A 23,316-nucleotide genomic window follows, 5' to 3' on the forward strand; every position below is an offset into this window, starting at 1 on the left:
ACCGGGGCTAGGTCGCACACCGAGGGTGACCGGCGGATGCCAGCCCCTCCGATTTCACCTCATGCCGCGTAGGGCGGTTTGCAGCCGGTCCTGGGCTCGGCGGCGGCGCTCGTTGCTGGCACCGAGCGCCAGCAGGACGATGCCGACCGGGATCAGCATCAGCCACGGCCCGAGGCTGATCAACGCGTGCAGCGCGGCCACCGCGGTGACTGCTGCCCCTACGATCACCGGCGCCTGCTGCCGGCTCATCGAGCCGAAAATCAGCACCGTCACGGCGCCGAGCAGCAGCAGCACCTGACGCAGCATGGTGGTGTCGGTGGCCAGCACGATCGCCAGCGTCGGCAGGAACGCGGCGACCAGCGCCGGCCCGTACGCCACCCAACTCGACTGGTCCGGCCGGTGCCGCAGCTCCAACAATCCCACCAGCAGGGCGAGCGCGGCGAACGGCAGCGTGTACACCTCGGGCAGCGCCACGTCGGCCACCCGCATCAGGATCCACCAGGCGGTGATCTCGCAGCCCACCACCGACCAGAACAGGATCCGGCGCTCCACCGGTCGACGGCCCGGGCGGCCGGCCGCCACCCCGAGGACGGCGCCCCAGGCGGCCAGCAGCGCGGCGATGTGCCGGGGCGAGTCGTACGCCATGGCCAGCGCGATGAGCGCCGCGCCGTACCCGGTCCACTCCACGGTGGCTGCCTCCCGGTATGCCTCCGGGCGACGCAGCCGGGGGAGGCTCGCGGCGAAGATCTGGAGCGCGCCCCCGACCGCCAGCACGCCGAACGCCGACCAGACCGCGGCGAGCCCGGCGACCAGCCCGAGGGTGAGCACGAACAGTTCGGCCATCAGTGAGGCGAACAGCCAGCCGAGAATGCGAGCCCGCTGGGTGGTGCCGAAGAACGCGGCGATCACGCCCACGCCGACCGCCCCGCCCAGGGTGAACAGGGTCAGCTCCCGGGTGGCGAGGCTGCCGGCCAGCCCGGCGCCCCCGGCGGCGAGCCCGATCGCGAACACCAGGACCCGCGTGACCCGCAGCGAACGGGCCGGCTCGACCAGCGGCGGAGGCGGAGTCAGCGCCAGCCCCAGCATGGCGAGGGTGAAGACGGCGAGCCCGGCCAGCGCACTCTCCGGCCAGCCGTACCCGAGGGCCACCGGCGTGATCAGCAGGGTGACCGCCGCGCCGGGCAGCACCACCGGGACGGCCCGGGAACGCCGGTTCCCGCTGAACCCGGTGGCGGCGAGCGCGGCCGTCGCGGTGAGCAGCAGCGCGGTCAGCACGTGGGTGGGATCGACGGCCTCGGCAGGCGGGGTGAGCAGTTCGGGCGGCGCCCCGTGCCAGATCCGCGGCAGCACCCGGAACGGCTCGACCAGCGCCACCAGCAGCGGTGGGGCCAGGCTGATCAGGGCCAGCGCGGTCGGCAGCACCGCCGCCGCGAGCGCCCCGGCGGCCGGACTGACCCGCCAGCGCAGCTCGGCGTCGTCGTTTGGCGGGCGGCGCAGCGCCCCGTCGAGCAGCACCGACCAGCGGTGTACCGGCCGGGCCGAGTCGACCGGCGGGGTGGTGGCGGCCCGGACCAGTTCCGCGAGTACGCCGAGCAGCGCCGCCGCGGCGGCAAACACGCCGGAGGGCAGGTGGGCGATCACCGCGGCGACCGCGCTGGCGGTCGCGCCGCCCGCCACGGCCACGCTCGCGTACGGGAGGTATTGCGGGACCTGCCGGCGGACCGCTGCCACCGCGGCCAGGCCGATGCTGGACGCGGCCAGCGCGGCGGTGAGCACGACCTGCGGTGGGCGGCCGAACTCGACGGCCAGCGCGGCGACCGCCCCGGGGAGGGCGAGCAGGGCGACGGCCAGGGCCGCGCCGCCCACCTGCACCAGGTGGGGCGGCATCCCCTCGGTATGGACGTCCTCGACGAGCGTCGGCGCGAGCGTCCGGGCCAGGGCGGCCACCACCACTCCGATCAGTGCGATGCTGGTCAGCGCCAGCGCGGTCGTCCACGGGCGGACCAGCCCGGCGCCGGTGGCGTGCAGGGCCACCACCCCGGCCACGGTGGCCCGGGACAGGGCGGCCCGGGGGTCCACCGCAGCCGCCGCCGCCATCCCGAAGACCGTGGCGACCGTGGCGCCCACCAGCACCGGCGACCACCAGGGCAGGTCGAAGGCGGCCGGGATGCCGATGGTGGCGAGCACGGCGGCCGCCCCGGCGACGTCGTACTTCCAGGGCGGTGGCAGCAGGATGCCGGCGGCCAGCGCGAGCAGCGCCAGCGCGACGGGCGCCTGCCAGGCCGAGCCGCCGGTCGGCGCGGCCGGCCAGCTGCTCAGGTCGCCGGCCCAGATCGGACCGGGGGTGGCCAGGACGCCGACCCCGCCGCGCAGCGCGCTCCAGCCGGCGACCAGGCCGACCAGCGCGCCGCCGATCGTGACGCCGAGGATCGGCCCTCGTCGCCACTCCTCGGGCAGCGCCCGGGCGGCGACGGCGACCATCAGCACCAGCCCGGCCCCGATCACGAGCTGACCGCCGGGTGCGAGGACGGCGGCGATCCGGACCAGGGCGGCGATCAGGCCCGCCGTGGTGACGGCGAGCGCGAGATCCGACCCGTCCAGCGACAGGTCGGAGCGGCGGCCCGCGTCGATCCGTGGGGCGAGCGCCAGCAGCGCGGCGGCGACCAGCAGCAGCCCACTCACCCAGGCGTCGGCGGCGGTGGCGCCGGGCGCCCCGAACCCGGCCACGGCGACCGCCACCGCGCCGAGCACCGTGCCGATCGCGTGCGGTGCGCTGAGGTGCCGCTGGGCGACCTGGACGAGGGCGGCGTAGCCGAGGGTGACGCAGAGGCCGAGGAGGCTTGCCGCGAGGATCGGGACGGTGACCGCACGCAGGCTCGCCGGGGTGAGAGTCGGGCCGGCCGGCACGGTCGCGGCGACGAACGCGGCTACCGCTCCGGGGAACGCGAACGCCGCGCCGCCGGCCGCCCAGCCGCAGACCGTGTCCGCCGCCGTGGCGGCGATCCGGAACCGGGGTGCCAGCGACACCAGCGTGCCGGCCAGGAAGATGGTGGTCAGCGCGGCGGCGGTGAGCGCCGGCCGGGCGAGCGCTGCGCCGACGCCGAGCACGCCCAGCCCGGCGGCGGTGACGGCGTGGATCACGGCGGACCGTCCAGTGTCCGCGGTGAGCCCGAGCACGCCGATGCCCACCGCGGTCAGCAGCATCGGCCAGCAGGCGGCCGCCCAGCCCAGCCCGAGGGAGGCCGGCACGGCGAGCGCGGTCAGCGCCGCTCCGACCACTGCGAAGTCGCGTCGGATCTCCGGCGGCAGGGCGACCACCGCGGCGATCGTGAGTAGCAGCGCGCTCGCCGCGAGCTGCCAGCCGGTCGGCCCGACCGATGCGGCCAACGTGGCGTGCCACCGGTCCAGCTCCGCCGACCAGGCGGGCAGCGCCGCGCGGACCGGCGCCAGCCCGGCCCGCAGCGCGCCGCCGGCCACCACCAGACCGCTGACGGTCAGCGCCACCGCCGAGGCGAGCTGCGGCCCGCGCCGGGCCGCCTCGGGTACGCCTCGGACGGCGAACCCGGTCAGTGCGATGACCGCGGCGATGAGCAGCAGCGAGCGGCCGGGAAAGCCCACCGAGGCGACCCGGCCCAGGGCGCCGATCACCGCGAGGGTGACGATGCCGGCGCCCAGGTCCGGCAGCGGCGGCCAGCGCAGCGTCAGGGCGCCGGCCAACCCGACCAGCGCGGCGAGCAGCAGCGCCGCGCCCGCGCCGGCGGCGACCGGGACCGTCGCGGCGCGCAGCAGCGCGGTGACCGCGTACGCCAGGGCGACGGCGACGGCCGCGCCGTGCAGCAGCCAGGTCAGCTCGGGCAGCCAGGGCACCGGGCGGGCCGGCGGGCCGGCGGTGGCCTCTCCGGCCGGTTCCGCGCCGAGCACCTCGGGGGACTCCTCGGGGTCCGCCTCGGGTCGTTCGTCCGTGTCGCGCTGTCGGGGCGGAGCGGGGGCCGGCGGCGGGGTGGGCAGGTCCTGCTGGACGGGCCGCTCGACGACCACCGCCGACCGGGCCAGGGCGAGGTCGACGCCGGCCACGACGGCTGCCACCAGCGCCCAGCCCGCCGGCCCGGTGATCCGCTCGTACACCAGCAGCGGCAGCACCGGTTGGGCGGCCAGCACGGTGGCGAAGCGCGGGGCCCGCAGCCCGGTCCAGTGCGCGTACCCGAAGGCGACGACGGTGGTGCCCAGGAAGATCGACCCTGCGAAGGCCGAGCCGGAGGCCCCGCCGATCCGGTCCACGGCCCACAGTGCGTACCCGGCCAGCGGCACCAGCAGCAGGCCCACCGCGGCGATCGTCTCGGCGGTCGAGGTGAGCCCCCGGCGGGCCAGCACCGGTGGGGCGAGCAGCATCAACACCGTCGCCACCAGCAGCACAGCGAGCCTGGCCAGCGCGTCCATCGAGCTGGTGGCGACCGCGGCGAAGACCACCGCGGCGACGCCGAGCAGCAGCGCGCCGAGCCCGAGCGGGATGTTCTGCACCTCGCGGGAGGACGCCTCCGGCGGGTGCTCCGGGGCGTCCAGGTCGAGCAACGGTGGCCGGGCCCGGGGCGGCAGGTCGCCGGGGGCGGGCGGTGGGGGGCTCTGACGGGGCACCCGTGACGGCGCGCCGGTGGCGGCCGTCGGCGGGCGGCGGGTCGGGCGGCGCAGCACCCGACGTGGCCGGGTGGCCTGCTCCTGCTGCCTTTCACCGGCGTGCGCGAGGATGTCCCGCTGGAAGAGCGCGGCCTGCATCTTGGCCGCGATCTGCCGCTGTTCGCGGGCGATCTCGGCCTCGCGGGCCTTCATCTCCGCGATCGAGCGCTCGATCTCCGTGAGGTGGTCGGCCCACTGTGGCTGGCTGGCGCCGCAGTGCGGGCAGACGGCGGCCGGCTTGATCTCTCGCTCGCACGAGGCACACCTGAAAGCCTGCACGACACCCCTCCGTCCGGCCGGCCGGCACTGTGGAACTCCACTGTCGCAGCATGCCTTGACCGGGCGCGGATTTCGACAGTTGCCGGCGAGGCGTCAGGGGCGGCCCATGCCTCGGTACTCCCAACCCGCCTGCGTCCAGAGCGTGGAGTCCAGGCAGTTGCGGCCGTCGACCACCTTGCGGCCGTTGACCAGTTCGCCGAGGGCGACCGGGTCGGCGTTGCGGAACTCGGCCCACTCGGTGAGGACGCAGACCAGGTCGGCGTCGCGGACCGCGTCGTTCATGCTCGTCGCGTACGTCAACTCGGGCACCGCGCGCCGCGCGTTCTCCATGCCCTGCGGGTCGAACACGTGCACGTCGGCGCCGGCCTTGCCGAGCAGCGCGGCGACCGCGAGCGCCGGGGCGTCCCGTACGTCGTCGGTGTTCGGCTTGAAGGTGGCGCCGAGCACGGCGACCCGGGTGCCGGAGAGGTCCGGCCCGGCGGGACCCGACCGGCGGCCGAGCAGGTCGGCGGCGACCTGCACCACCCGGGTACGCCGACGCATGTTGATCAGGTCGACCTCGTGCAGGAAGCGCAGCGCCTCGCCGGCGCCGAGCTCCTGGGCTCGGGCCTGGAAGGCCCGGATGTCCTTGGGCAGGCAGGCGCCGCCGAAGCCGAGGCCGGCCTGGAGGAAGCGGTTGCCGATCCGGGGGTCGTAGCCGATGGAACGGGCCAGCTGGGTGACGTCGCCGCCGGCGGCCTCGCAGACCTCGGCCATCGCGTTGATGAAGGAGATCTTGGTGGCCAGGAAGGCGTTCGCCGCCACCTTGACCAGCTCGGCGGTGGCGAAGTCGGTGACCACCAGCGGCACCTCGCGGTCCTCGGTGGCAGCCAGGTCGAAGACGCCCTTGTGGGCGGCGTAGAGCATGCCGTTGGCCCACTCGCTCTTGACGCCGACCACGATCCGGTTGGGGCGCAGCACGTCGTCGACGGCGAAGCCCTCCTGGAGGAACTCGGGGCTCCACGCCACCTCGACGCCCAGGTCGGTGGGGGTGTGCTTGCCGACCAACTGCTCCACCCACTCGGCGGTGCCCACCGGAACGGTGGACTTGCCGACGATCAGCGCCTTGCGGGTCAGGTGCTGGGCGAGGTTGGTCACCGACGCCTCGACGTACGACAGGTCGGCGCCCAGGCCGTCGGCCCGCTGGGGGGTGCCGACGCAGATGAAGTGCACGTCGCCGAAGTCGGCGGTCTCCTGGATGTCGGTGCTGAACCGCAGCCGGCCGGCGGCCAGGTTGCGCCGGAGCAGCTCGTCCAGGCCGGGTTCGTGGATCGGGACCTCGCCCGCGTTCAGCTTGGCGATCTTGTCCGCGTCGACGTCGAAGCCGAGCACCTCGTAACCCAGCTCGGCGTAGCAGATGGCGTACGTTGCCCCCAGATAGCCGGTGCCGAGGAAGGTCACCCGGGGCCGGGCCGCGCCCGAGGGCGGGGTCACCGCGGCGATGGCCGGCACCGGCTGGGTGTTCGGGTACGGGATCGTCACGCCTTCTTCTCCGCTCGCACTGGCGCCGCTTCCTCGCGTCGCAATTTGCCGCGGCGCCTGGCTGGGCACCGATGGGGACCGTGCTCTGGTTCTGTCGGTCGCGCGCGGCTTCGACGCCCATCATGTACGAGCCTACGCGGCGGTAAGGTGCCCCAGATCCTCGGTCGCTATCCTTCTGCCTGTGCGGCCGAGGGTGCTGAAGCGCTCGGACTGCGCATTTTAGCGGTGAAGGGGGAGGGTCCGACATGGCCGCAGAGGAGTCGTTCGACGTCTACCGGTTGCCGGAGGAGCACGACGCGATCCGGGAAGCGGTTCGTGAGGTCTGTGCGGCGAAGGTGGCTCCGCATGCCGCTGAGGCTGATGAGACGGGTGAGTTCCCCAAGGCGTCGTACGACGCGTTGCGCTCGGCCGACTTCCACGCCCCGCACATCCCCGTCGAGTACGGCGGCGCCGGCGCGGACGCGCTGGCCACGGCCATCGTGATCGAGGAGGTGGCCCGCGCCTGCGCCGCCTCCTCGCTGATCCCGGCGGTGAACAAGCTGGGCACGATGCCGCTGCTCCTGGCCGGGTCTGAGGAGCTGAAGCGGAGGTACCTGACCCCGGTCGCCGCCGGTGAGGCGATGTTCTCCTACTGCCTCTCGGAGCCGGAGGCGGGCAGCGACGCCGCCTCGATGACCACCAAGGCGGTGCGGGACGGCGACCACTGGGTGCTCAACGGCGTCAAGCGGTGGATCACCAACGCGGGTGTCTCCGAGTACTACACGGTCTTTGCTGTGACCGATCCCACAGCGCGGTCCCGGGGCATCTCGGCGTTCGTGGTGGAGAAGTCCGACGCCGGGGTCAGCTTCGGCGCTCCGGAGAAGAAGCTCGGCATCAAGGGCTCGCCCACTCGCGAGGTCTACTTCGACAACGTCCGGATCCCGGCGGACCGCATGATCGGCGCCGAGGGCACCGGCTTCGCCACCGCGATGCGCACCCTGGACCACACCCGGGTCACCATCGCCGCCCAGGCGCTCGGCATCGCGCAGGGCGCGCTGGACTACGCCAAGGGGTACGTCCAGGAGCGCAAGCAGTTCGGCAAGGCCGTCGCCGAATTCCAGGGCGTCCAGTTCATGCTCGCCGACATGGGCATGAAGCTGGAGGCGGCCCGGCAGCTCACGTACGCCGCCGCCGCGAAGTCCGAGCGGGGCGATGCCGATCTGACCTACTTCGGTGCCGCCGCGAAGTGTTTCGCCTCGGACGCCGCCATGGAGATCACCACCGACGCCGTGCAACTGCTCGGTGGGTACGGCTACACCCGCGACTACCCGGTCGAGCGGATGATGCGGGACGCCAAGATCACCCAGATCTACGAGGGCACCAACCAGGTGCAGCGCATCGTGATGGCGCGCCAGCTCCTCAAGTAGGCGTTGACCTGTGGAAACCCCGTCACCCGTACCCCGGTTGGCGGGGTTTCTGGGTTTCCGCATCAACCAGTTGGTGGATTTTCGGGTCAACAGCATCCCCGGCGGGGTGGGGCCGGCAGATCGATTCGTCCCGGGCGCAGGAAATCGATGCTTGAGCCATGGCAGTCATCGAAGTCAGCGACCTCCGCAAGAGCTACGCGGACCTGACCGTTCTGGACGGGGTGTCGTTCTCCGTGGCGGAGGGCGAGATCTTCGGCCTTCTCGGGCCGAACGGCGCCGGCAAGACCACCACCGTGGAGTGCGTGGAGGGGCTGAGGCAGCCGGACGGCGGCTCGATCAGGGTGCTCGGGCTCGAGCCGGTCAGGGACGGACGAAAGCTGCGCGAGCAGATCGGGGTGCAGCTCCAGCACACGCAGTTGCCGGAGAACATCAAGGTGTGGGAGGCGCTCGATCTGTATGCCTCCTTCTATGCCAAGCCCCGCGACTGGCGTGAGCTGCTCGAGGAATGGGCGCTGACGGACAAGCGCGACGCCCGCTTCGGGAAGCTGTCCGGTGGCCAGAGACAACGGCTGTTCATCGCGCTGGCGCTGGTGGGCAATCCGCGGGTGGCGTTCCTCGACGAGTTGACCACGGGGCTGGACCCGCAGGCTCGCCGCACCACCTGGGAGTTGATCAAGCAGGTCCGGGCGAGCGGCGTGACGGTGGTGCTGGTCAGCCACTTCATGGACGAGGTGGAGGAGCTCTGCGACCGGGTTGCCGTCTTCGACCGCGGCAAGGTCGTCGCGATCGACACCCCGAGCGGGCTGGTCGACGGGATCGACCTCGAACACCAGATCCGGTTCACGCTGATGGCGGGGTACCTGGTCGAGCTGGGCGGGCTGCCCGGGGTGACCGGCGTGACCAGGACGGGCAACCGGGTGGCCGTCACGGGCAGGGGCGATTTCGCCACCGCCGTCACCGCCCACCTCGCCCGCCACCACGTCCTGGTCAGTGATCTGCGCATCGACAAGCACACCCTCGACGACGCGTTCGTCGCACTGACCGGCCGTTCGTTCGACGCCACTCACTGACGGAGGAAAGACCATGACCAAGCTCGCCATCGTCGAACTGAAACTGTTGACCAGGGAACCCGGGGCGATGTTCTCCCTACTCATCCCGCTGTTCATCCTCGTGGTCTTCGGCAGCTCCATCGAGCGGGGTGACACGGTGCTCCTGCCGATGGCGCTGGCGATCGCCGTGGGGCTCGTGGGCCTGTACCTGCTGCCGACCACCATGGCCACCTATCGCGAGCGGGGCATCCTGCGCCGGCTCTCCACCACGCCGGTACGCCCCGGGAACCTGCTTCTGGTGCAGTTGCTCCTGCAGTTCGTGCTCGCGCTGACCACATGCGCCCTGCTGCTGGCGGTCGCCGGCACAGTCCTCGGCGCTCACCTGCCCACCCGGGTCCTGCCCGGTGTGCTGGCCTTCCTGTTCGGTACGGCGGCCATGTTCGCCGTCGGCCTGCTCATCGCCGCCGTCGCGCCGAACGGCCGAGCCGCCAACGGGATCGGTGTCCTGCTGTACTTTCCGATGGCCTACCTCGCCGGGCTTATGCAGCCCACGGACCAGATGCCCGCTATCGTGGCCCGGATCGGGGAGTACACCCCGCTGGGCGCGTTCCGGCAGAGCCTGGGAGACGTCTGGGGGGACGGCGCTCCGAGCCCCCTGCTGCTCGGTGTGCTGGCCGCGTACGCCGTGGTCATCAGCATCGCCGCGGCCAGGTTCTTCCGCTGGGAGTGAGGTATGGCCGGGCGGCTCGACCGATGGGAGAGGCTGGCCGAGCGCCAACTGGCAGCCGCCCCGTACGTCCTGCTGGCGGCCTCCGCGATGCTCTCGCTGCTCATCGACGGCAGGTCGTGGGCCACGCTCGGACTGGCCGCGTTCGCCGCCGCCTGGATCCGGCTGGTGCCGCGCGGCGTGCTCTACGTGGCGGGGCTGGTGGTGCTGATCGCAGTGCTCTGCACGCAGGGGGTCTGGTTCGCGACCTTCTTTGGTTTCACCGGATACCTCCATTCATGGCAGTACCTGAAGGGGTATTGGCGGTTCGTCGGGTTGACCGGCACGGCGGCGATCAACGTCGCGGCCTACTGGGGCGGCTTGCCCGATCCGACCCCGACCGGCATTCTCAGCTATCTGTTCTTCATCGCCGCCATCGTGGCAGGGGTCGCGCTGTTCAGCTTCGTCGGCGAGATCACGGCCGAGCGGAGCGCCGAGCGCAAGCGCATGGTGGCGCAGCTCGAGGAGGCGCTGCGGGAGAACGCGGGACTGCAGGCCCAACTGCTGGTCCAGGCCCGCGAGGGAGGTGTGCTCGACGAACGCCAGCGCATGGCCGCGGAGATCCACGACACCCTCGCCCAGGGCCTGACCGGCATCATCACCCAGCTCCAGGCGGCCCAGCAGGCCGAGGATTGGCGACGCCACGTGGACAACGCGGTACGGCTGGCGCGGGAAAGCCTCGCCGATGCCCGACGGTCCGTGCACGCGGTAGGCCCCGGCCAGTTGGCGGCGGCGCCACTGCCCGAGGCGCTGAAGGACGTCGTCACCCAGTGGGGCGAGCTCAACGGGGTGCGGGCGGAATTCACCGTCACTGGTACGGTCCGCCCCATGCATCCCGAGGTCGAGGAGACGCTGCTGCGCACCGCGCAGGAGGCCCTGGCCAACGCGGCCAAACACGCCGGCGCGTCCCGGGTCGGGCTGACCCTGTCGTACATGGAGGACGTCGTCACCCTGGACGTGCGTGACGACGGCGCCGGATTCGTCCCCGAGCGGGTCCGAAACGGCGGCGGCTTCGGACTGGTCTCGATGCGCAAGCGGGTGAGCCGCCTGGCCGGCACGCTGGAGATCGAGTCGGAACCCGACCTCGGCACCGCGATCTCCGCGACCGTTCCGGCGGTGGCACGTGACTGAGGCCCCGATCCGGCTGCTGATCGCCGACGACCATCCCGTCGTCCGCGACGGCATCCGTGGCATGTTCGTCGGCGACCCGGGCTTCGAGGTGCTCGGCGAGGCCGGAGACGGTGCCCAGGCCGTCGCACTCGCGCAGGCGTTGAACCCCGACGTGATCCTCATGGACCTCCGCATGCCCAGGATGGACGGCGTCACGGCGATCAAGGAACTCGGCAGGCGAGGCAGCGCGGCCCGCGTCCTCGTCCTGACCACCTACGACACCGACCGGGACGTCCTGCCCGCGATCGAGGCCGGAGCCACCGGCTACCTGCTCAAGGACACCGGCCGGGACGAACTCGTCCGTGCCGTCCGTACCGCGGCTCGGGGCGATGCCGTGCTCTCCCCGTCGGTCGCCACCCGACTCCTCGGCCAGGTCCGCGCGCCCGCCGACCCGTTGAGTGCCCGGGAGTTGGAGATCCTCCGCCTCATCGCCGACGGCGCCACCAACCGCGAAGCCGCCGCGCGCCTGTTCATCAGCGAGGCCACGGTGAAGACTCACGTGCTGCACATCTACACGAAGCTCGGCGTCAACGACCGGGCGGCTGCCGTCGCCGTCGCTTTCCGCCGCGGCCTGCTGACCCTCGAGAACGGCTGACCAGCCCCGGCTTCAGGCGAGCGGGGGGTCCGGGCGGGCGGGCCGGGGTTCCCGGCCCGCCCGCGGTCGTCAATGGGACTCGGTGCTGCCGTCGACGCGGGACGCCGTACGCGGGGGCGCGGACCACGGCGACTCGCCGCCGACCCGGCGGGGCAGGGGTTCGGTGGGGGTGAGGTCGGGATAGCCCAGCGTCAGCGGGGCGGTGTCCGTGTCGGTCAGGTCGGACGGCGGCCAGTCGCCGAGCGGGCGGGGGTTCTCGATCGGCGCGTCGGTCGGGCTCGGGGGTGCCGCGACCGCCGGCTTTCCGGGCCACCGCCGCCACCGCTGCCGGCTGAACACGGCCATCAGCAGCAGCACGCCGATCAGGAACAGGGTGCCGTTCTCCACCGGTTGGCGCAGCGGCAGCGGGCTCCCGAGCACCTTCCAGCCCTCGGGAATCTGGTCACGGATGGTGAATGGCGCGACGAACAGGCCGAGGTAGGGCACGACCAGCAGCAGCCCGGCCACGAGCGGACCGAGCGGGGAGAAGCGCAGCGTGCCGAGCAGGCCGAGCAGGATGCCGGCGACGCCGAGGTAGACGGCCGGCTCGATCAGGTTGGGCGTGCTGTACGTACCGAGGTCCACCCAGCGGTGCACGATACGTCCAGACCCGTCCTGACCGAGGGTGACGAGCACCCAGGTGATGGGCGCCACCACCAACCCGGCGAGGAAGCTCCAGAGATGTCGCATCCGCGCACCGTACCGTTTCTGGCATGACAGATCACCCCTCCGCCAAGCCGGCGGGCAAGCCGACCTCGTACTCGCGGGTCACGTTGAGTCGGATCATGACTGCCGTCGATGTCAATCTGTACGGGACCGTGCACGGTGGGGTACTGATGAAGTTCGTCGACGACGTCGCCGGGGCGGCGGCGGCCCGGCACAGCGGCGGCACCGCGGTCACCGCCTCGATCGACGAGATCGTCTTTTCCGAGCCGGTCCGGGTGGGGGATCTGGTGCACGCGCACGCCCAGGTCAACTGGACCGGGCACACCTCGATGGAGGTGGGCGTGCGAGTGGTTGCGGAGCGCTGGGACTCGGCCGAGGACGAGCCGGTCCGGGTCGCCACGGCGTACCTGGTCTTCGTCGGCGTGGACGTCGGCGGCGCGCCGCGTCCGGTCCGGCCGGTGCTGCCGGAGACCCCGGACGACGAGCGGCGCTACCGGGAGGCGGAGATTCGCCGGGCCCACCGGCTGGCCCGGCGCCGCGCCATCCAGGCCCACCGCCGCGCCTGATTCGGAAGCAGGGGCCCCTCCTTCCCGGCCACACAGGGGGGCGGCGGGTGGTGTGGGCGGGGCACGCCCCGGCGGCGGGACCCGGTGCGGACAATGGCCTGGCGAGGTAGGGCAAGATGGCGCCACGGCCCATGCACAGTGTCGTGACCGGGGCCTGAGGGAGGGTGGAGCAGTGGGTGACGTGCTGTGGACGCCGCCGGCCGACGTGCGCGAGCGGTCCCGGGTCGGCGACTACCTGCGCTGGCTGGCCGAGCACCGGGGGCTGGAGTTCGCCGACTACGACGCGTTGTGGCGCTGGTCGGTGACCGACCTCGACTCGTTCTGGCACTCGATCTGGGACTACTTCGATGTGGTCGCGCACACCCCGCCGACCGCCACGCTCACCGACCGGGCCATGCCGGGTGCCCGCTGGTTCCCCGGCGCGACGCTCAACTACGCCGAGAACGTGCTGCGGATGCCCGGTCGGGCCGACGACGACCCGGTGGTGATCGCGCACGGGCAGACCCGCGCGCCGGAGACGCTCACGGCGGCCGAGCTGCGCGAGCAGGTCCGCCGGGTGGCGGCCGGGCTGCGCCGGCTCGGCGTCGGCCCCGGCGACCGGGTGGCGGCGTACGCGCCGAACATCCCCGAGACGTTCGTGCTGCTGCTCGCCACCGCCAGCCTGGGTGCGACCTTTTCTTCCTGCGCCCCCGAGTTCGGCACCCGCAGTGTCACCGACCGGTGGCAGCAGATCGAGCCCAAGGTTCTGGTGGCCGTGGACGGCTACCGGTACGGCGACAAACCGGTCGACCGCCGGGACGAGGTGGCCGCCATCCGGGCCGCGCTGCCGTCACTGGAGCACACCGTCGGCATCGCGTACCTCGATCCGACCGGCGTGCCCTCGGCGCGCGCGATCTCGTGGGACGAGCTGGCGGCGGCGAGCGACGAGCCGTTGACTTTCACCCCGGTGCCGTTCGACCACCCGCTCTACGTGCTCTACTCCTCCGGCACCACCGGCCTGCCCAAGCCGATCGTGCACGGCCACGGCGGCATCCTGCTGGAGCACCTCAAGATGCTGGCCCTGCACCACGACCTGGGCCCGGCGGACCGGTTCTTCTGGTTCACCACCACCGGCTGGATGATGTGGAACTTCCTGGTCTCCGGGCCGGCGGTGGGTGCCGCGATCGTGCTGTTCGACGGCAACCCGGGCCACCCGGACCTGAGCGCGCTCTGGCGGCTGGCGGAGCGGACCGGCACCACCTACTTCGGCACCGCCGCCCCGTTCCTGCTGGCCTGCCGCAAGGCGGGCCTCATTCCGAAGGACATCGCCGATCTCACCGCGCTGCGCGGGCTCGGCTCGACCGGCGCGCCGCTGCCCGCCGAGGGCTTCACCTGGGTGTACGAGAACGTCGGCGACACCCTGCAGCTCCAGTCGCTCTCCGGCGGCACGGACGTCTGCACCGGCTTCGTCGGCGGTGTGCCGCTGCTGCCGGTGCACGTCGGTGAGATCACCTGCCGGGCGCTCGGGGCGAAGGTGGAGGCGCGCTCCGCCGACGGCACCCCGGTCATCGGGGAGCTCGGTGAGCTGGTGATCACCGAGCCGATGCCGAGCATGCCGGTGGGTTTCTGGAACGACTCGGACGGTTCGCGCTACCGCGAGGCGTACTTCGAGGTCTATCCCGGGGTGTGGCGGCACGGCGACTGGATCACCATCAACGAGCGGGGCGGCTGCGTGATCACCGGCCGCTCCGACGCCACCCTGAACCGGGGCGGCGTACGCCTCGGCACCGCCGAGTTCTACACGGTGGTCGAGGGGCTGGACGAGGTCGTCGACTCGGTGGTGGTGCACCTGGAGGACGACGAGGGCGGGGCCGGCGAGCTGCTGCTCTTCGTGGTGCTCGCCGAGGGGCTGGAGCTGGACGGCGAGCTGCGGAAGAAGATCAACCGGGAGCTGCGCACAGCCCTGTCACCCCGGCACGTCCCCGACGAGATCCACCAGGTGCGCGCCGTCCCCCGCACCCTCTCCGCGAAGAAGCTCGAGGTCCCGGTCAAGAAGATCCTCACCGGCACCCCAATCGACCAGGCGGCGGCAAAGGGTGCCCTAGCCAACCCCGAGTCCCTAACGGCCTTCGCCACCTTCGCCCAACGCCGCCCCCCCGCCACCAACCCCACCCCAGCCTGACCCCCCACCCCACCCCGTCGATCATGGAGTTGTGGCGCCGGAAAGAGGGCGTTCGCACCTTTTGTTAGGTGCCACAACTCCATGATCGGCTAGTTCAGGGTGCGGGTGACCTTTTCCGCAGCCGTGCGGGCGTTGAGGTGGGACGGGTTTTGGTTGGCGCAGCCAACCAGGGTCGCGCCGGCCGCCAGCGGTGCCAGGAGCCAGTCGACCGGGTCGGGGAATCGCGTCACGTCCACCAGGAGACGGTCGCCGGGGGTGAGGCAGAGCTCCGTGGCCCGGGCCTGCGCGCGGGCCAGCAACTCGGCGTCCGCCACGCCCGCCTGCGGGTACGGCGTGAAGTGGTCGCCGTGGCCGCGTACCGCCGACACGAAATCGGTGAAGCCCGCCGGCACCTGCCGCATCGGCAGGGCGAACGGGTCGAGCGCGAGGGCGTAGCGCTCGCCGGCAGACCAGGTGGACGCCGCGTCGACCCGGTCGGCGGCGGCGAAGAGCACATCCACCGTGCCCGGCGCGTCGACCACGGTCAGCTTCGCCGACCAGCAGCCGAGCAGTACCGCGGCGGTCTGCCAGTGCGGCGGCAGCAGCACGCCGGCCGTGTCGTCGGGGCCGAGGGCGGCCTCGTCGACAAGCAGGTTGGCGGTCTTGGCCACCCAGTTGGCCAGCGTCGCGCCGGACAGTTCGGTGCGCTCGCCGGTGGCGTCGTCGTACCAGGTCAGCAGGGGGCGGGTGGGGTCGGTCGCGATCGCGTCGGCGAAGACCCGGGCAATGTTGTCGGCCATCGGCGCGAACGATACGCGTCCTGAATCCGTACTCGATGACAATGCCAAGTCGGCGTACCGTCGGGTCGCAGTCAGCGCTGGGACCCGAGCCCGGCGTAGGCTTGCCGACAGTGTCATGGCCCACAGATCCGCCTGCCCGAGGAGTCGCCCTGTGACCGCCGGCCGCCCACCCCGCGTGCTCATCGACGCCACGAGTGTCCCCGCCGATCGCGGCGGCGTCGGTAGATACGTCGATGGCCTGCTCGGCGCCCTCGGCCGGGTCTGCGACACCGGCGTGGACCTGGTCGTGGTGAGCCTCCGCACCGACCTGGAGCGCTACACCCGGATGCTGCCCGGGGCCGAGGTGATCCCCGCCCCGGCGGCGGTCGCGCACCGCCCGGCCCGGCTCGCCTGGGAGCAGACCGGCCTGCCGTTGCTGGCTCAGCAGGTGGGCGCGGAGGTGTTGCACTCGCCCTTCTACACCTGCCCGCTGCGGGCCGGCTGCCCGGTGACGGTCACCGTGCACGACGCGACGTTCTTCACCGAGCCGGAGCATTACGACAAGTCGCGCCGGACGTTCTTCCGCAGCGCGATCAAGACCTCGCTGCGTCGGGCCGGCCGGGTGATCGTGCCCAGCAAGGCCACCCGGGATGAGTTGATCCGGCTGCTGGACGCCGACCCGACCCGGATCGACGTGGCGTACCACGGGGTCGACCAGGCCGCCTTCCACGCCCCGAGTGAGGAGGAGAAGGCCCGGGTCCGGGCCCGCCTGGGGCTGGGCGGCAGCAGCTACATCGCGTTCCTCGGGGCCAAGGAACCGCGCAAGAACGTACCCAACCTGATCCGCGGCTGGGCCCGGGCGGCGGCGGGCCGGGAGAACCCCCCGGCCCTGGTGATCGCCGGCGGTCAGGGGCACGACGACGACATCGACCGCGCGGTGGGCGAGGTCCCGTCGCAGCTGCGGCTGCTCCGCCCGGGTTACCTCCGCTACGCCGACCTGCCCGGCTTCCTCGGCGGCGCGCTGGTCGCCGCCTACCCGTCGTACGGCGAGGGGTTCGGTCTGCCGATCCTGGAGGCGATGGCCTGCGCGGCGCCGGTGCTGACCACGCCGCGGCTGTCGCTGCCCGAGGTGGGCGGCGACGCGGTGGCGTACACCAGCGAGGACCCGGACCAGATCGCCGCCGACCTCTCCGCACTGTTCGACGACGAGCAGCGCCGGCTTTCGCTGGCCAAGGCCGGCTTCGACCGGGCCAAGGAGTTCACCTGGGAGTCCAGTGCGGAGGTCCACATCGCCGCGTGGAGCCGGGCCCGTTCCTGAGTCGGCGCTGCGGGTACCGTCGACCGGCGGTCCGAGGTGGGACGGTTCGGGCATGATGTGCTGATGTTCTACGCCGTCATTCCGGCGGGTGGCAGTGGCACACGGTTGTGGCCACTGTCGCGAGCCGGCCATCCCAAGTTCCTCCACCCGTTGACCGGCACCCCGGCGTCGCTGTTACAGGCGACGGTGGACCGGTTGGCGCCGCTGACCACGCCCGAGCGGACGCTGGTGGTCACCGGTGCCGCGCACGTCGCGGCGGTGGCCCGGCAACTGGCTGGCCTGCCCGAGGAGAACATCCTGGTCGAGCCGTCACCCCGCGACTCGTGCGCGGCGATCGCGCTGGCCGCGGCGGTGATCGCGGAACGCGAACCGACGGCGGTGATGGGCTCGTTCGCCGCCGACCACCTGATCGGCGACCCGGCGCGCTGGGCGGAGACCGTACGTCAGGCGATCCGCGGCGCGGAGCAGGGTTTGCTGATGACGGTGGGCATCACCCCGACCCGACCGGAGACCGGCTACGGCTATCTGGAGACCGGCGAGCCGGCCGGCGACGGCCTGTTGCGCCCGGTGACGGAGTTCAAGGAGAAGCCCGACGCCGAGGTGGCCGAGCGCTACCTCCGCTCCGGCCGGCACCTCTGGAACGCCAGCATGTTCGTCTGGCGGGTGGACGTCTTCCTGGCCGAGCTGGCCCGGCAGCAGCCGGACCTGCACGCGGCGATCACCGCGATCGCGGCGGCGTGGGGCACCCCGGAGCAGGACGATGTCCTCGGCACGGTCTGGCCGACCCTGCCGAAGATCTCGGTGGACTACGCGGTGATGGAGGGCGCGGCGACCGCCGGCCGGGTGGGGACCGTGCCGGGCGACTTCGGCTGGAACGACGTCGGCGATTTCCACACCCTCGGCGAGGTGCTTCCCGCCGACGAGGCCGGCAATGTGGTGCTGGGCGCGGACGCCAAGCCGGGTGTGCTGCTGCGGGACAGCGACGGCCTGGTGGTGGTGCCGCAGTCGGGGCGCCTGGTGGCGGTCCTCGGCCTACGCGACCTGATCGTGGTCGACACCCCGGACGCGCTGTTGGTCTGCCCGCGTGACCGCGCCCAGGACGTCAAGAAGCTGGTCGACGAACTCAAGGACCGCGGCGAGGAGAGCCTGGTCTGACCGGGCGCGGCGGCCGGTCCGCCGCGCCCCGGCTCAGCCCGGCACCGGGCCTGCCGCGCCCCGGCTCAGCCGACGGCGCGGCGGGCCAAGGCGGCCAGGGCCGGCGCGACGAGCTGCACGGTGGCGTGTGCCAGCGGCTCGGGCAGCCGGTCCGGCGGGAACCAGCCCAGCGCCTCGGACTCGTCGCTGACCCGCTCGGTCGCCCCCGCCGGGGCGAGCACGGCGAACCGTACGTCATAGTGCAGCGAGCCACCCTGGCAGGTGACCGGGTGGATGTCCACGTCGATCGGCTCCGGGTCGACCATCAGCCCGGCGATGCCGGACTCCTCGGCGACCTCCCGTAGCGCGGCGGCGACCAGGGTCCGGTCGCCGGGCTCGCAGTGCCCGCCGAGCTGCACCCATTTGCGGAGCTTGCCGTGCAGGCAGAGCAGGAGCCGCTCGCCGGTCGCGTCGAGCACAAGCGCGCTCGCGGTGACGTGCCCGGCCCGGTGGCCACGGCTCATCGCCACCGGCCCGGCGGCCAGCAGTTCCAGGGTCCGGTCGCGGGCCGTGGCGGCGGCCGGGCTGGTCGGCGTCCAGCGGCTCAGCACCGCGGTGGCGTCGGCATGCAGGTCGGCGTACGCCGGCAGGTCGGTGCGGAGGTCGGGCACCCGCACACTCTACGAGCGCGCCCTGGCTCCGCAGTCGATTGGGCGTGTCCACGCGGGTGGGACGACCGGATGGCACCTCCACGGCGAGTGCCGCAGACCCTCGTTGGCGCTGTCCGGCCGTCCGTTCCCCCGGAACGCCGGTCGCCTCGGGTTGGGGTGCTGACACCCAGCCCCTACCGGCAAGAGGAAGTCTGCCGAACGACCCCGCTCGCCGTCGAGGTCTTTCAGCCCACGCTTAAAGATGGAGATAAGTGCCGCCAGGTACAGTGCCAACGGCGGCGGGCGTTCCTGCGGCCCGCCCCGGGAGCGCGCCATGCTGAAGATCATTTTTACGAGTACGGACATCCTGCGGACCAGGGTTGCCCCCGCTGCGGATCCGGTCTGGGAGCTGATCCTCAGCCTGCACCTGCTCCAAGGCCGCAGGCGTGAGCCGCTGCTGACCGAATGGCGCCGCGCCACGGCCCGCACCCTGCGGATGGACGGCGCCGCCGAGCGATTCCGCCTGCTGCTCGCCCTCAACCCTCCGCGCGGCTACTTTCCCGACTTCCTCACCCCGTACGCCAGCAAGGAGGGCTTCCAGGCGGGGCTGGAGGCCGTCCGCGGTACCCCCCTCGACCTGCTGCGCCGGGACCTGACCCGGCTCGCAGAGGAGAATTCGCTGCCCGCCCCGGCCGCCGCGCTGGCTCGGGGGGAGCCGGAGGTCCTCCACCACCTCACCGACTCGATGGCGCACTACCACTCGCTCGCCGTCACCCCGTACTGGTCCCGGATCCAGGCCGCGGTGGAGGCCGACCGGGCGCGTCGGGCGCGGGCGATGCTCGACGGTGGGCCCGAGGGCCTGCTGGCGAGCCTGCGGCCCAGCATGCGGTGGGCGGACGGGGTGCTCGAGGTGCTGGACTACCCGGACAGCCGGGAACTGCACCTGGGCGGCCGGGGCCTGCTGCTGGTCCCGTCGTTCTTCTGCGCGCGGACCCCGGTCGCGCTGCTCGACCCGACGTTGCCCCCGGTGCTGGTCTATCCCGTCGACCGGCTCGGCGGCCTCGCCCGGCAGTCCGGCCGTGGGCGGAACCCGGACGGCAGCCGAGAGGCGCTCGCCGCACTGCTCGGCCGTACCCGCGCCGCCGTCCTGCGAGCCGCCGACGACGGCTGTACCACCGGGGAGGTGGCCCGCCGGCTGCGCATCTCGGCCGCTGCGGCCAGCCAGCACACCACGGTGCTACGCAACGCCGGCCTGCTGGTCAGCCACCGGGACCGCAACACGGTGCTGCACACCCTCACCCCGCTCGGCCGCGCCGTCCTCGATGCCTGACCAGCGAAGGTCAGACGGCCAGGGCGGCGCTGGCGGTGCTGCCCGCCGGTGGCGGAAGCAGCGCCGAGGGGACGCCTTCGGCGGCCAGCGCGGTCCGCAGGCGTTGCAGGTCGGCGCCGAAGCGCACCAGTTCCGCCTGGTCGACCGGAGTCGGCGGGGCGCCGAGGACGAGTCCGCCGGCGTGCTCGGGCCAGCCGGGCACGGTGGCGACCAGGCCGGCGCGTACCTCGTCGTCGGTCACCTGGGTGAAGACCGTGCCGGGCGCGACCACCCCGGCGACCGCGGCGATCGCCCGGTCCACCGCGACCGGGTCGGCCGGCGTCGTTCCCGGGCCGTCGGCGAGGACGGCGGCCTGCCGCAGCCCGGCCACCTTCGCCTCGGCGGTGCCCAGCGAGAACAGATCCAGCGCGGCGTCCCGGATCAACACCCGGGCACCCCCGTCGTCGGCGGACCGTGCCACACCCAGGTAGCCACGGACGACCGCGACCGGCACCTGGTCGCACTTGCCCTTGATCAGCTCGGCGGCGCCGGCCAGTTCGTCCACCACCGCCATCTGGGTGAGCTGGAGCTCGTTGCCGTACGGGTCGATCTCACCCCGGTGGTCGCGGATCGCCGGCATCCCGGCCACCCCGAGCGCCACGTCGGTGAGGCCGTTGCGCCACGGCCGGCCCATGGTGTCGCTGATGATGACCGCGACGTCCAGGTGATATTGGTCATGCAGTGCCGCCCGTAGGGCCCGGGCGGACGCGTCCGGATCCTTTGGCAGCAGCACCAGTCGGGTCTTGTCCACGTTCGAGGCGTCGATACCGGCGGTGGCCATCACGAAGCCGTGGTGGGTCTGCACGATCCGGGTCGTCCCCCGGGTGGCCACCACCCGGGCGGTTTCCGCGGCGAGCACCTCGTCCCGGGCGGCCAGCCGTTCGGGCCCGTCGGCCGGCACGTCGACCAGCCGACCCTCCGCCTTCGACACGATCTTGCTGGTCACCACCAGCACGTCGCCGTCGCGCAGCCACGGCGCCGCGGTGGCGATCATCACGGCCAGATCGTCGCCCTCGGTCACGTCGCCGATGCCCAGCACCGGCAGGATTTCCAGCTTCACACCAACTCCAACGCGGCTCGGACCATCGTGGCCGTCGCCGCCTCGTCGATCATTCGCAGCGGCGCCGACCGCACGGTCACCCCCGGCACCAGCGTCCCGGAGTCCTCCGGGGCGACCAGCCAGCCGTCGAGCAGGCCGCCGGCCGACCGGCCACCGTAGAGGGCCCCCACCCCGGCCGCGCTGCATTCCACGCCGAGCACGGCGAGGCAACGGTCGGCCATGCCGCGCACCGGGGCGCCGCCGATGATCGGCGACACGCCGACCACTGGGGCACGCCCGTCGGTGACCGCCTCCCGCAGCCCCGGCACGGCCAGGATCGGGGCGACGCTCACCACGGGGTTGCTCGGCGCGACCAGCACCACGTCGGCCGAGCCGATCGCCGCCAGCACGTCGGGTGCCGGCTTCGCCGTCTCCGCGCCGACGAAGACGAACCGGTGCGTCGGGATATCCGCCCGGTGCCGTACCCACCACTCCTGGAAGTGGATCGCCCGCTGGCCGCCGTCCAGGTCGACCACCACGTGGGTCTCCAGGCGGTCGTCAGTGGCCGGCAGCAGGCGTACGCCGGGCTGCCACCGGGTGGCCAGCGCCTCGGTCACCTGGGACAGCGGGTAGCCGGCGTTGAGCATGGTCGTCCGGACCAGGTGCGTGGCGAGGTCCTTGTCGCCCAGGCCGAACCAGGTGGGCTCGGCACCGTACGCGGCCAGTTCGGACTTGACCGTCCAGGTCTCACCCACCCGCCCCCAGCCCCGCTCCGGGTCGGCGCCGCCGCCCAGGGTGTACATCACGCTGTCCAGGTCCGGGCAGACCCTGAGCCCGTGCAGCAACAGATCGTCGCCGACGTTGACCACGGCGGTCACCTCGGCCCCCACCTCGCGGGCGTACGCCCGAACGCCGAGCAGGAACCGAGCCCCGCCGATTCCGCCGGTCAGAACCACGATGCGCATGGCGTCCATCCTGTCGCACGCGCCGCCGTCGGTCGGCCGGTGGCCGGGCAGACTAGGCTGACGTGCACAACTGTCCGCTTTCGTCCCCGAGGGGGAGTCCGTGACCAGCCCCGCCGAGCCCGCGTCCGGCGACGCGACGCAGGCCAGCCAGGTGACCAAGCCACTGCGCGAACTGGCCGCGCTCGTGCTGCTCGGCGCGAACGCCGTGCTGCTCTTCGTCGGCCTGCTGCGCCTGCTGGTGCCGATGCACGCCGGCAGCACCATTGGCAGCCGGGCGGGCAGCAGCTTCTTCATTTTCGTCGGCGTCGAGTCGACCGCGCTGCCGCTGCTGGCCGTGCTGCTCGCCACCCACGTGCGCCCGGCGCTGTCCAGGGCGAAGCTGGTCACCGAGGCGGCCCTCGTCGAGTACGCCTTCGCCGCCCTGTTCGGCGGGCTGAGCTTCCTGATCTGGCTGGTCGGCCGGCTCGCCGAGGTCGAGATCCTGGACGCGTTCCTCGGCATGCTGATCCGGGCGGCCTGGTTGGCGATCTTCGGGGTTGCCGCGTTCGCCGTGTACCGGATCTGGCGCACGCTCTACTACGTCCCGAAGCCGAAGCCGCAGCCCGGCGTCTACGGGCAGGCCCAGCCGGGCTGGCCGCAGCAGCCGGGGGGCTATCCCGTGCCCGGCCAGCCGGGCGGTCACCCCGCCCCGGGCGGCTACCCGGCTCCCGGCGGCTACCCGGCTCCCGGCCAGTACGGCCAACCGCCGGCGGCGCCGCCGTTCAACACCGCCCCGCCGCACGCTCCGCAGTCCGCGCCGCCCTTCGGCACCCCGCAGTCCGCGCCGCCGTTCGGTGCGCCGCAGTCCGCGCCTCCGTTCGGCGCACCGCAGCCCACGCCCTCCTTCGACGCCACGCAGCCGGTGCCGCCCTTCGGCCAGCCGCCGTCGGCTGACCCGACGCAGGTCATTCCGCGCCAGGCGACCGAGCCCGCCCAGCCGGCCACGGAAGACAGCGACCGTACCCAGCGGCTGGACCGGGACGATCCGAACCACCCGCGCTGACCGCTCGATCTGAACCGCGGCACCTGCACCGAAAGAGTGGCCTTCCCGCCGTCGTCGAGGGGAGGCCACTCTTTCGCAGCTGCGCCCACGGCATCCGTCCCACGCTCTCGCGGCGTCCCTGATGGAGGCGGGCTGGCAGCGCATACGCTGAA

18 protein-coding genes are annotated in these 23,316 nt (G+C 72.9%); 11 read left to right on the plus strand and 7 right to left on the minus strand.

The genetic code is table 11. From position 1 onward, the window contains the following. Positions 1-54: 54 nt before the first annotated feature. On the minus strand, positions 55-4,950 hold the full coding sequence (locus ABZ671_RS03890) for a permease (protein ID WP_357850767.1): 4,896 nt from the start codon (positions 4,948-4,950) through the stop codon (positions 55-57). Positions 4,951-5,043: 93 nt separating this feature from the next. Next, positions 5,044-6,471, minus strand: coding sequence for a UDP-glucose/GDP-mannose dehydrogenase family protein (locus ABZ671_RS03895; protein WP_357850770.1), 1,428 nt, complete (start codon positions 6,469-6,471; stop codon positions 5,044-5,046). 245 nt (positions 6,472-6,716) lie between these two features. Here ABZ671_RS03895 and ABZ671_RS03900 point away from each other — a divergent pair, with 245 nt between their 5' ends. From ABZ671_RS03900 to ABZ671_RS03920, 5 genes are all read left to right on the plus strand, one after another. Continuing rightward, positions 6,717-7,877, plus strand: coding sequence for an acyl-CoA dehydrogenase family protein (locus ABZ671_RS03900; RefSeq protein WP_357850774.1), 1,161 nt, complete (start codon positions 6,717-6,719; stop codon positions 7,875-7,877). A 158-nt stretch (positions 7,878-8,035) separates the two neighbouring features. After that, the gene (locus tag ABZ671_RS03905) at positions 8,036-8,947 is read left to right on the plus strand and encodes an ABC transporter ATP-binding protein (RefSeq protein WP_357850777.1); all 912 of its coding nucleotides are present in this window, start codon (positions 8,036-8,038) and stop codon (positions 8,945-8,947) included. A gap of 13 nt (positions 8,948-8,960) precedes the next feature. Then, positions 8,961-9,656, plus strand: a complete 696-nt coding sequence (locus tag ABZ671_RS03910; RefSeq protein ID WP_357850780.1) for an ABC transporter permease — start codon at positions 8,961-8,963, stop codon at positions 9,654-9,656. Between the two features lie 3 nt (positions 9,657-9,659). After that, positions 9,660-10,823, plus strand: coding sequence for a sensor histidine kinase (locus tag ABZ671_RS03915; protein ID WP_357850783.1), 1,164 nt, complete (start codon positions 9,660-9,662; stop codon positions 10,821-10,823). Then, positions 10,816-11,457 carry a response regulator transcription factor gene (locus tag ABZ671_RS03920; RefSeq protein WP_357850786.1) on the plus strand — a complete coding sequence of 214 codons (642 nt, stop codon included), beginning with the start codon at positions 10,816-10,818 and terminating at the stop codon, positions 11,455-11,457. The genes ABZ671_RS03915 and ABZ671_RS03920 overlap by 8 nt, the downstream gene beginning before the upstream one ends. 69 nt (positions 11,458-11,526) lie before the next feature. On the opposite strand, the gene ABZ671_RS03925 is transcribed toward ABZ671_RS03920, so the two are convergent. Continuing rightward, positions 11,527-12,186, minus strand: coding sequence for a hypothetical protein (locus tag ABZ671_RS03925; protein ID WP_357850789.1), 660 nt, complete (start codon positions 12,184-12,186; stop codon positions 11,527-11,529). Between the two features lie 23 nt (positions 12,187-12,209). Between ABZ671_RS03925 and ABZ671_RS03930 the strand changes: the two genes are divergently transcribed. Further along, positions 12,210-12,728 carry an acyl-CoA thioesterase gene (locus tag ABZ671_RS03930; RefSeq protein WP_357850792.1) on the plus strand — a complete coding sequence of 173 codons (519 nt, stop codon included), beginning with the start codon at positions 12,210-12,212 and terminating at the stop codon, positions 12,726-12,728. Positions 12,729-12,900: 172 nt separating this feature from the next. Further along, positions 12,901-14,889, plus strand: a complete 1,989-nt coding sequence (locus ABZ671_RS03935; protein WP_357850795.1) for an acetoacetate--CoA ligase — start codon at positions 12,901-12,903, stop codon at positions 14,887-14,889. Between the two features lie 89 nt (positions 14,890-14,978). Here the strand turns inward: ABZ671_RS03935 and ABZ671_RS03940 are convergent, their stop codons facing one another. Beyond that, entirely contained in the window at positions 14,979-15,668 is a 690-nt protein-coding gene (locus tag ABZ671_RS03940) for a TIGR03089 family protein (protein WP_357850798.1), read from the minus strand. Between the two features lie 151 nt (positions 15,669-15,819). Between ABZ671_RS03940 and ABZ671_RS03945 the strand changes: the two genes are divergently transcribed. Beyond that, positions 15,820-16,965, plus strand: coding sequence for a glycosyltransferase family 1 protein (locus tag ABZ671_RS03945; protein ID WP_357850801.1), 1,146 nt, complete (start codon positions 15,820-15,822; stop codon positions 16,963-16,965). Positions 16,966-17,028: 63 nt separating this feature from the next. Next, positions 17,029-18,120 (plus strand): sugar phosphate nucleotidyltransferase, encoded by a 1,092-nt coding sequence (locus tag ABZ671_RS03950; protein WP_357850804.1) that lies wholly within the window; start codon positions 17,029-17,031, stop codon positions 18,118-18,120. Between the two features lie 65 nt (positions 18,121-18,185). Here ABZ671_RS03950 and ABZ671_RS03955 read toward each other — a convergent pair whose 3' ends face one another. After that, positions 18,186-18,770 carry an NUDIX hydrolase gene (locus ABZ671_RS03955; protein ID WP_357850808.1) on the minus strand — a complete coding sequence of 195 codons (585 nt, stop codon included), beginning with the start codon at positions 18,768-18,770 and terminating at the stop codon, positions 18,186-18,188. Between the two features lie 313 nt (positions 18,771-19,083). Here ABZ671_RS03955 and ABZ671_RS03960 point away from each other — a divergent pair, with 313 nt between their 5' ends. Then, positions 19,084-20,079: a winged helix-turn-helix domain-containing protein gene (locus tag ABZ671_RS03960; protein WP_357850811.1), complete on the plus strand. Its 996-nt coding sequence runs from the start codon at positions 19,084-19,086 to the stop codon at positions 20,077-20,079. A gap of 10 nt (positions 20,080-20,089) precedes the next feature. On the opposite strand, the gene ABZ671_RS03965 is transcribed toward ABZ671_RS03960, so the two are convergent. Further along, the gene (locus ABZ671_RS03965; RefSeq protein WP_357850814.1) at positions 20,090-21,178 is read right to left on the minus strand and encodes a coenzyme F420-0:L-glutamate ligase; all 1,089 of its coding nucleotides are present in this window, start codon (positions 21,176-21,178) and stop codon (positions 20,090-20,092) included. After that, a complete protein-coding gene (gene cofD / locus ABZ671_RS03970; RefSeq protein WP_357850817.1) occupies positions 21,175-22,122 on the minus strand; it encodes a 2-phospho-L-lactate transferase in 948 nt (315 codons plus the stop codon). The genes ABZ671_RS03965 and cofD overlap by 4 nt, the downstream gene beginning before the upstream one ends. A 100-nt stretch (positions 22,123-22,222) precedes the next feature. Here cofD and ABZ671_RS03975 point away from each other — a divergent pair, with 100 nt between their 5' ends. Beyond that, entirely contained in the window at positions 22,223-23,164 is a 942-nt protein-coding gene (locus ABZ671_RS03975; protein ID WP_357850820.1) for a hypothetical protein, read from the plus strand. The last annotated feature ends 152 nt before the right edge of the window (positions 23,165-23,316 follow it).

The organism is Micromonospora sp. NPDC006766 (genome assembly GCF_040636055.1).
Taxonomy (GTDB): Bacteria; Actinomycetota; Actinomycetes; order Mycobacteriales; family Micromonosporaceae; genus Micromonospora.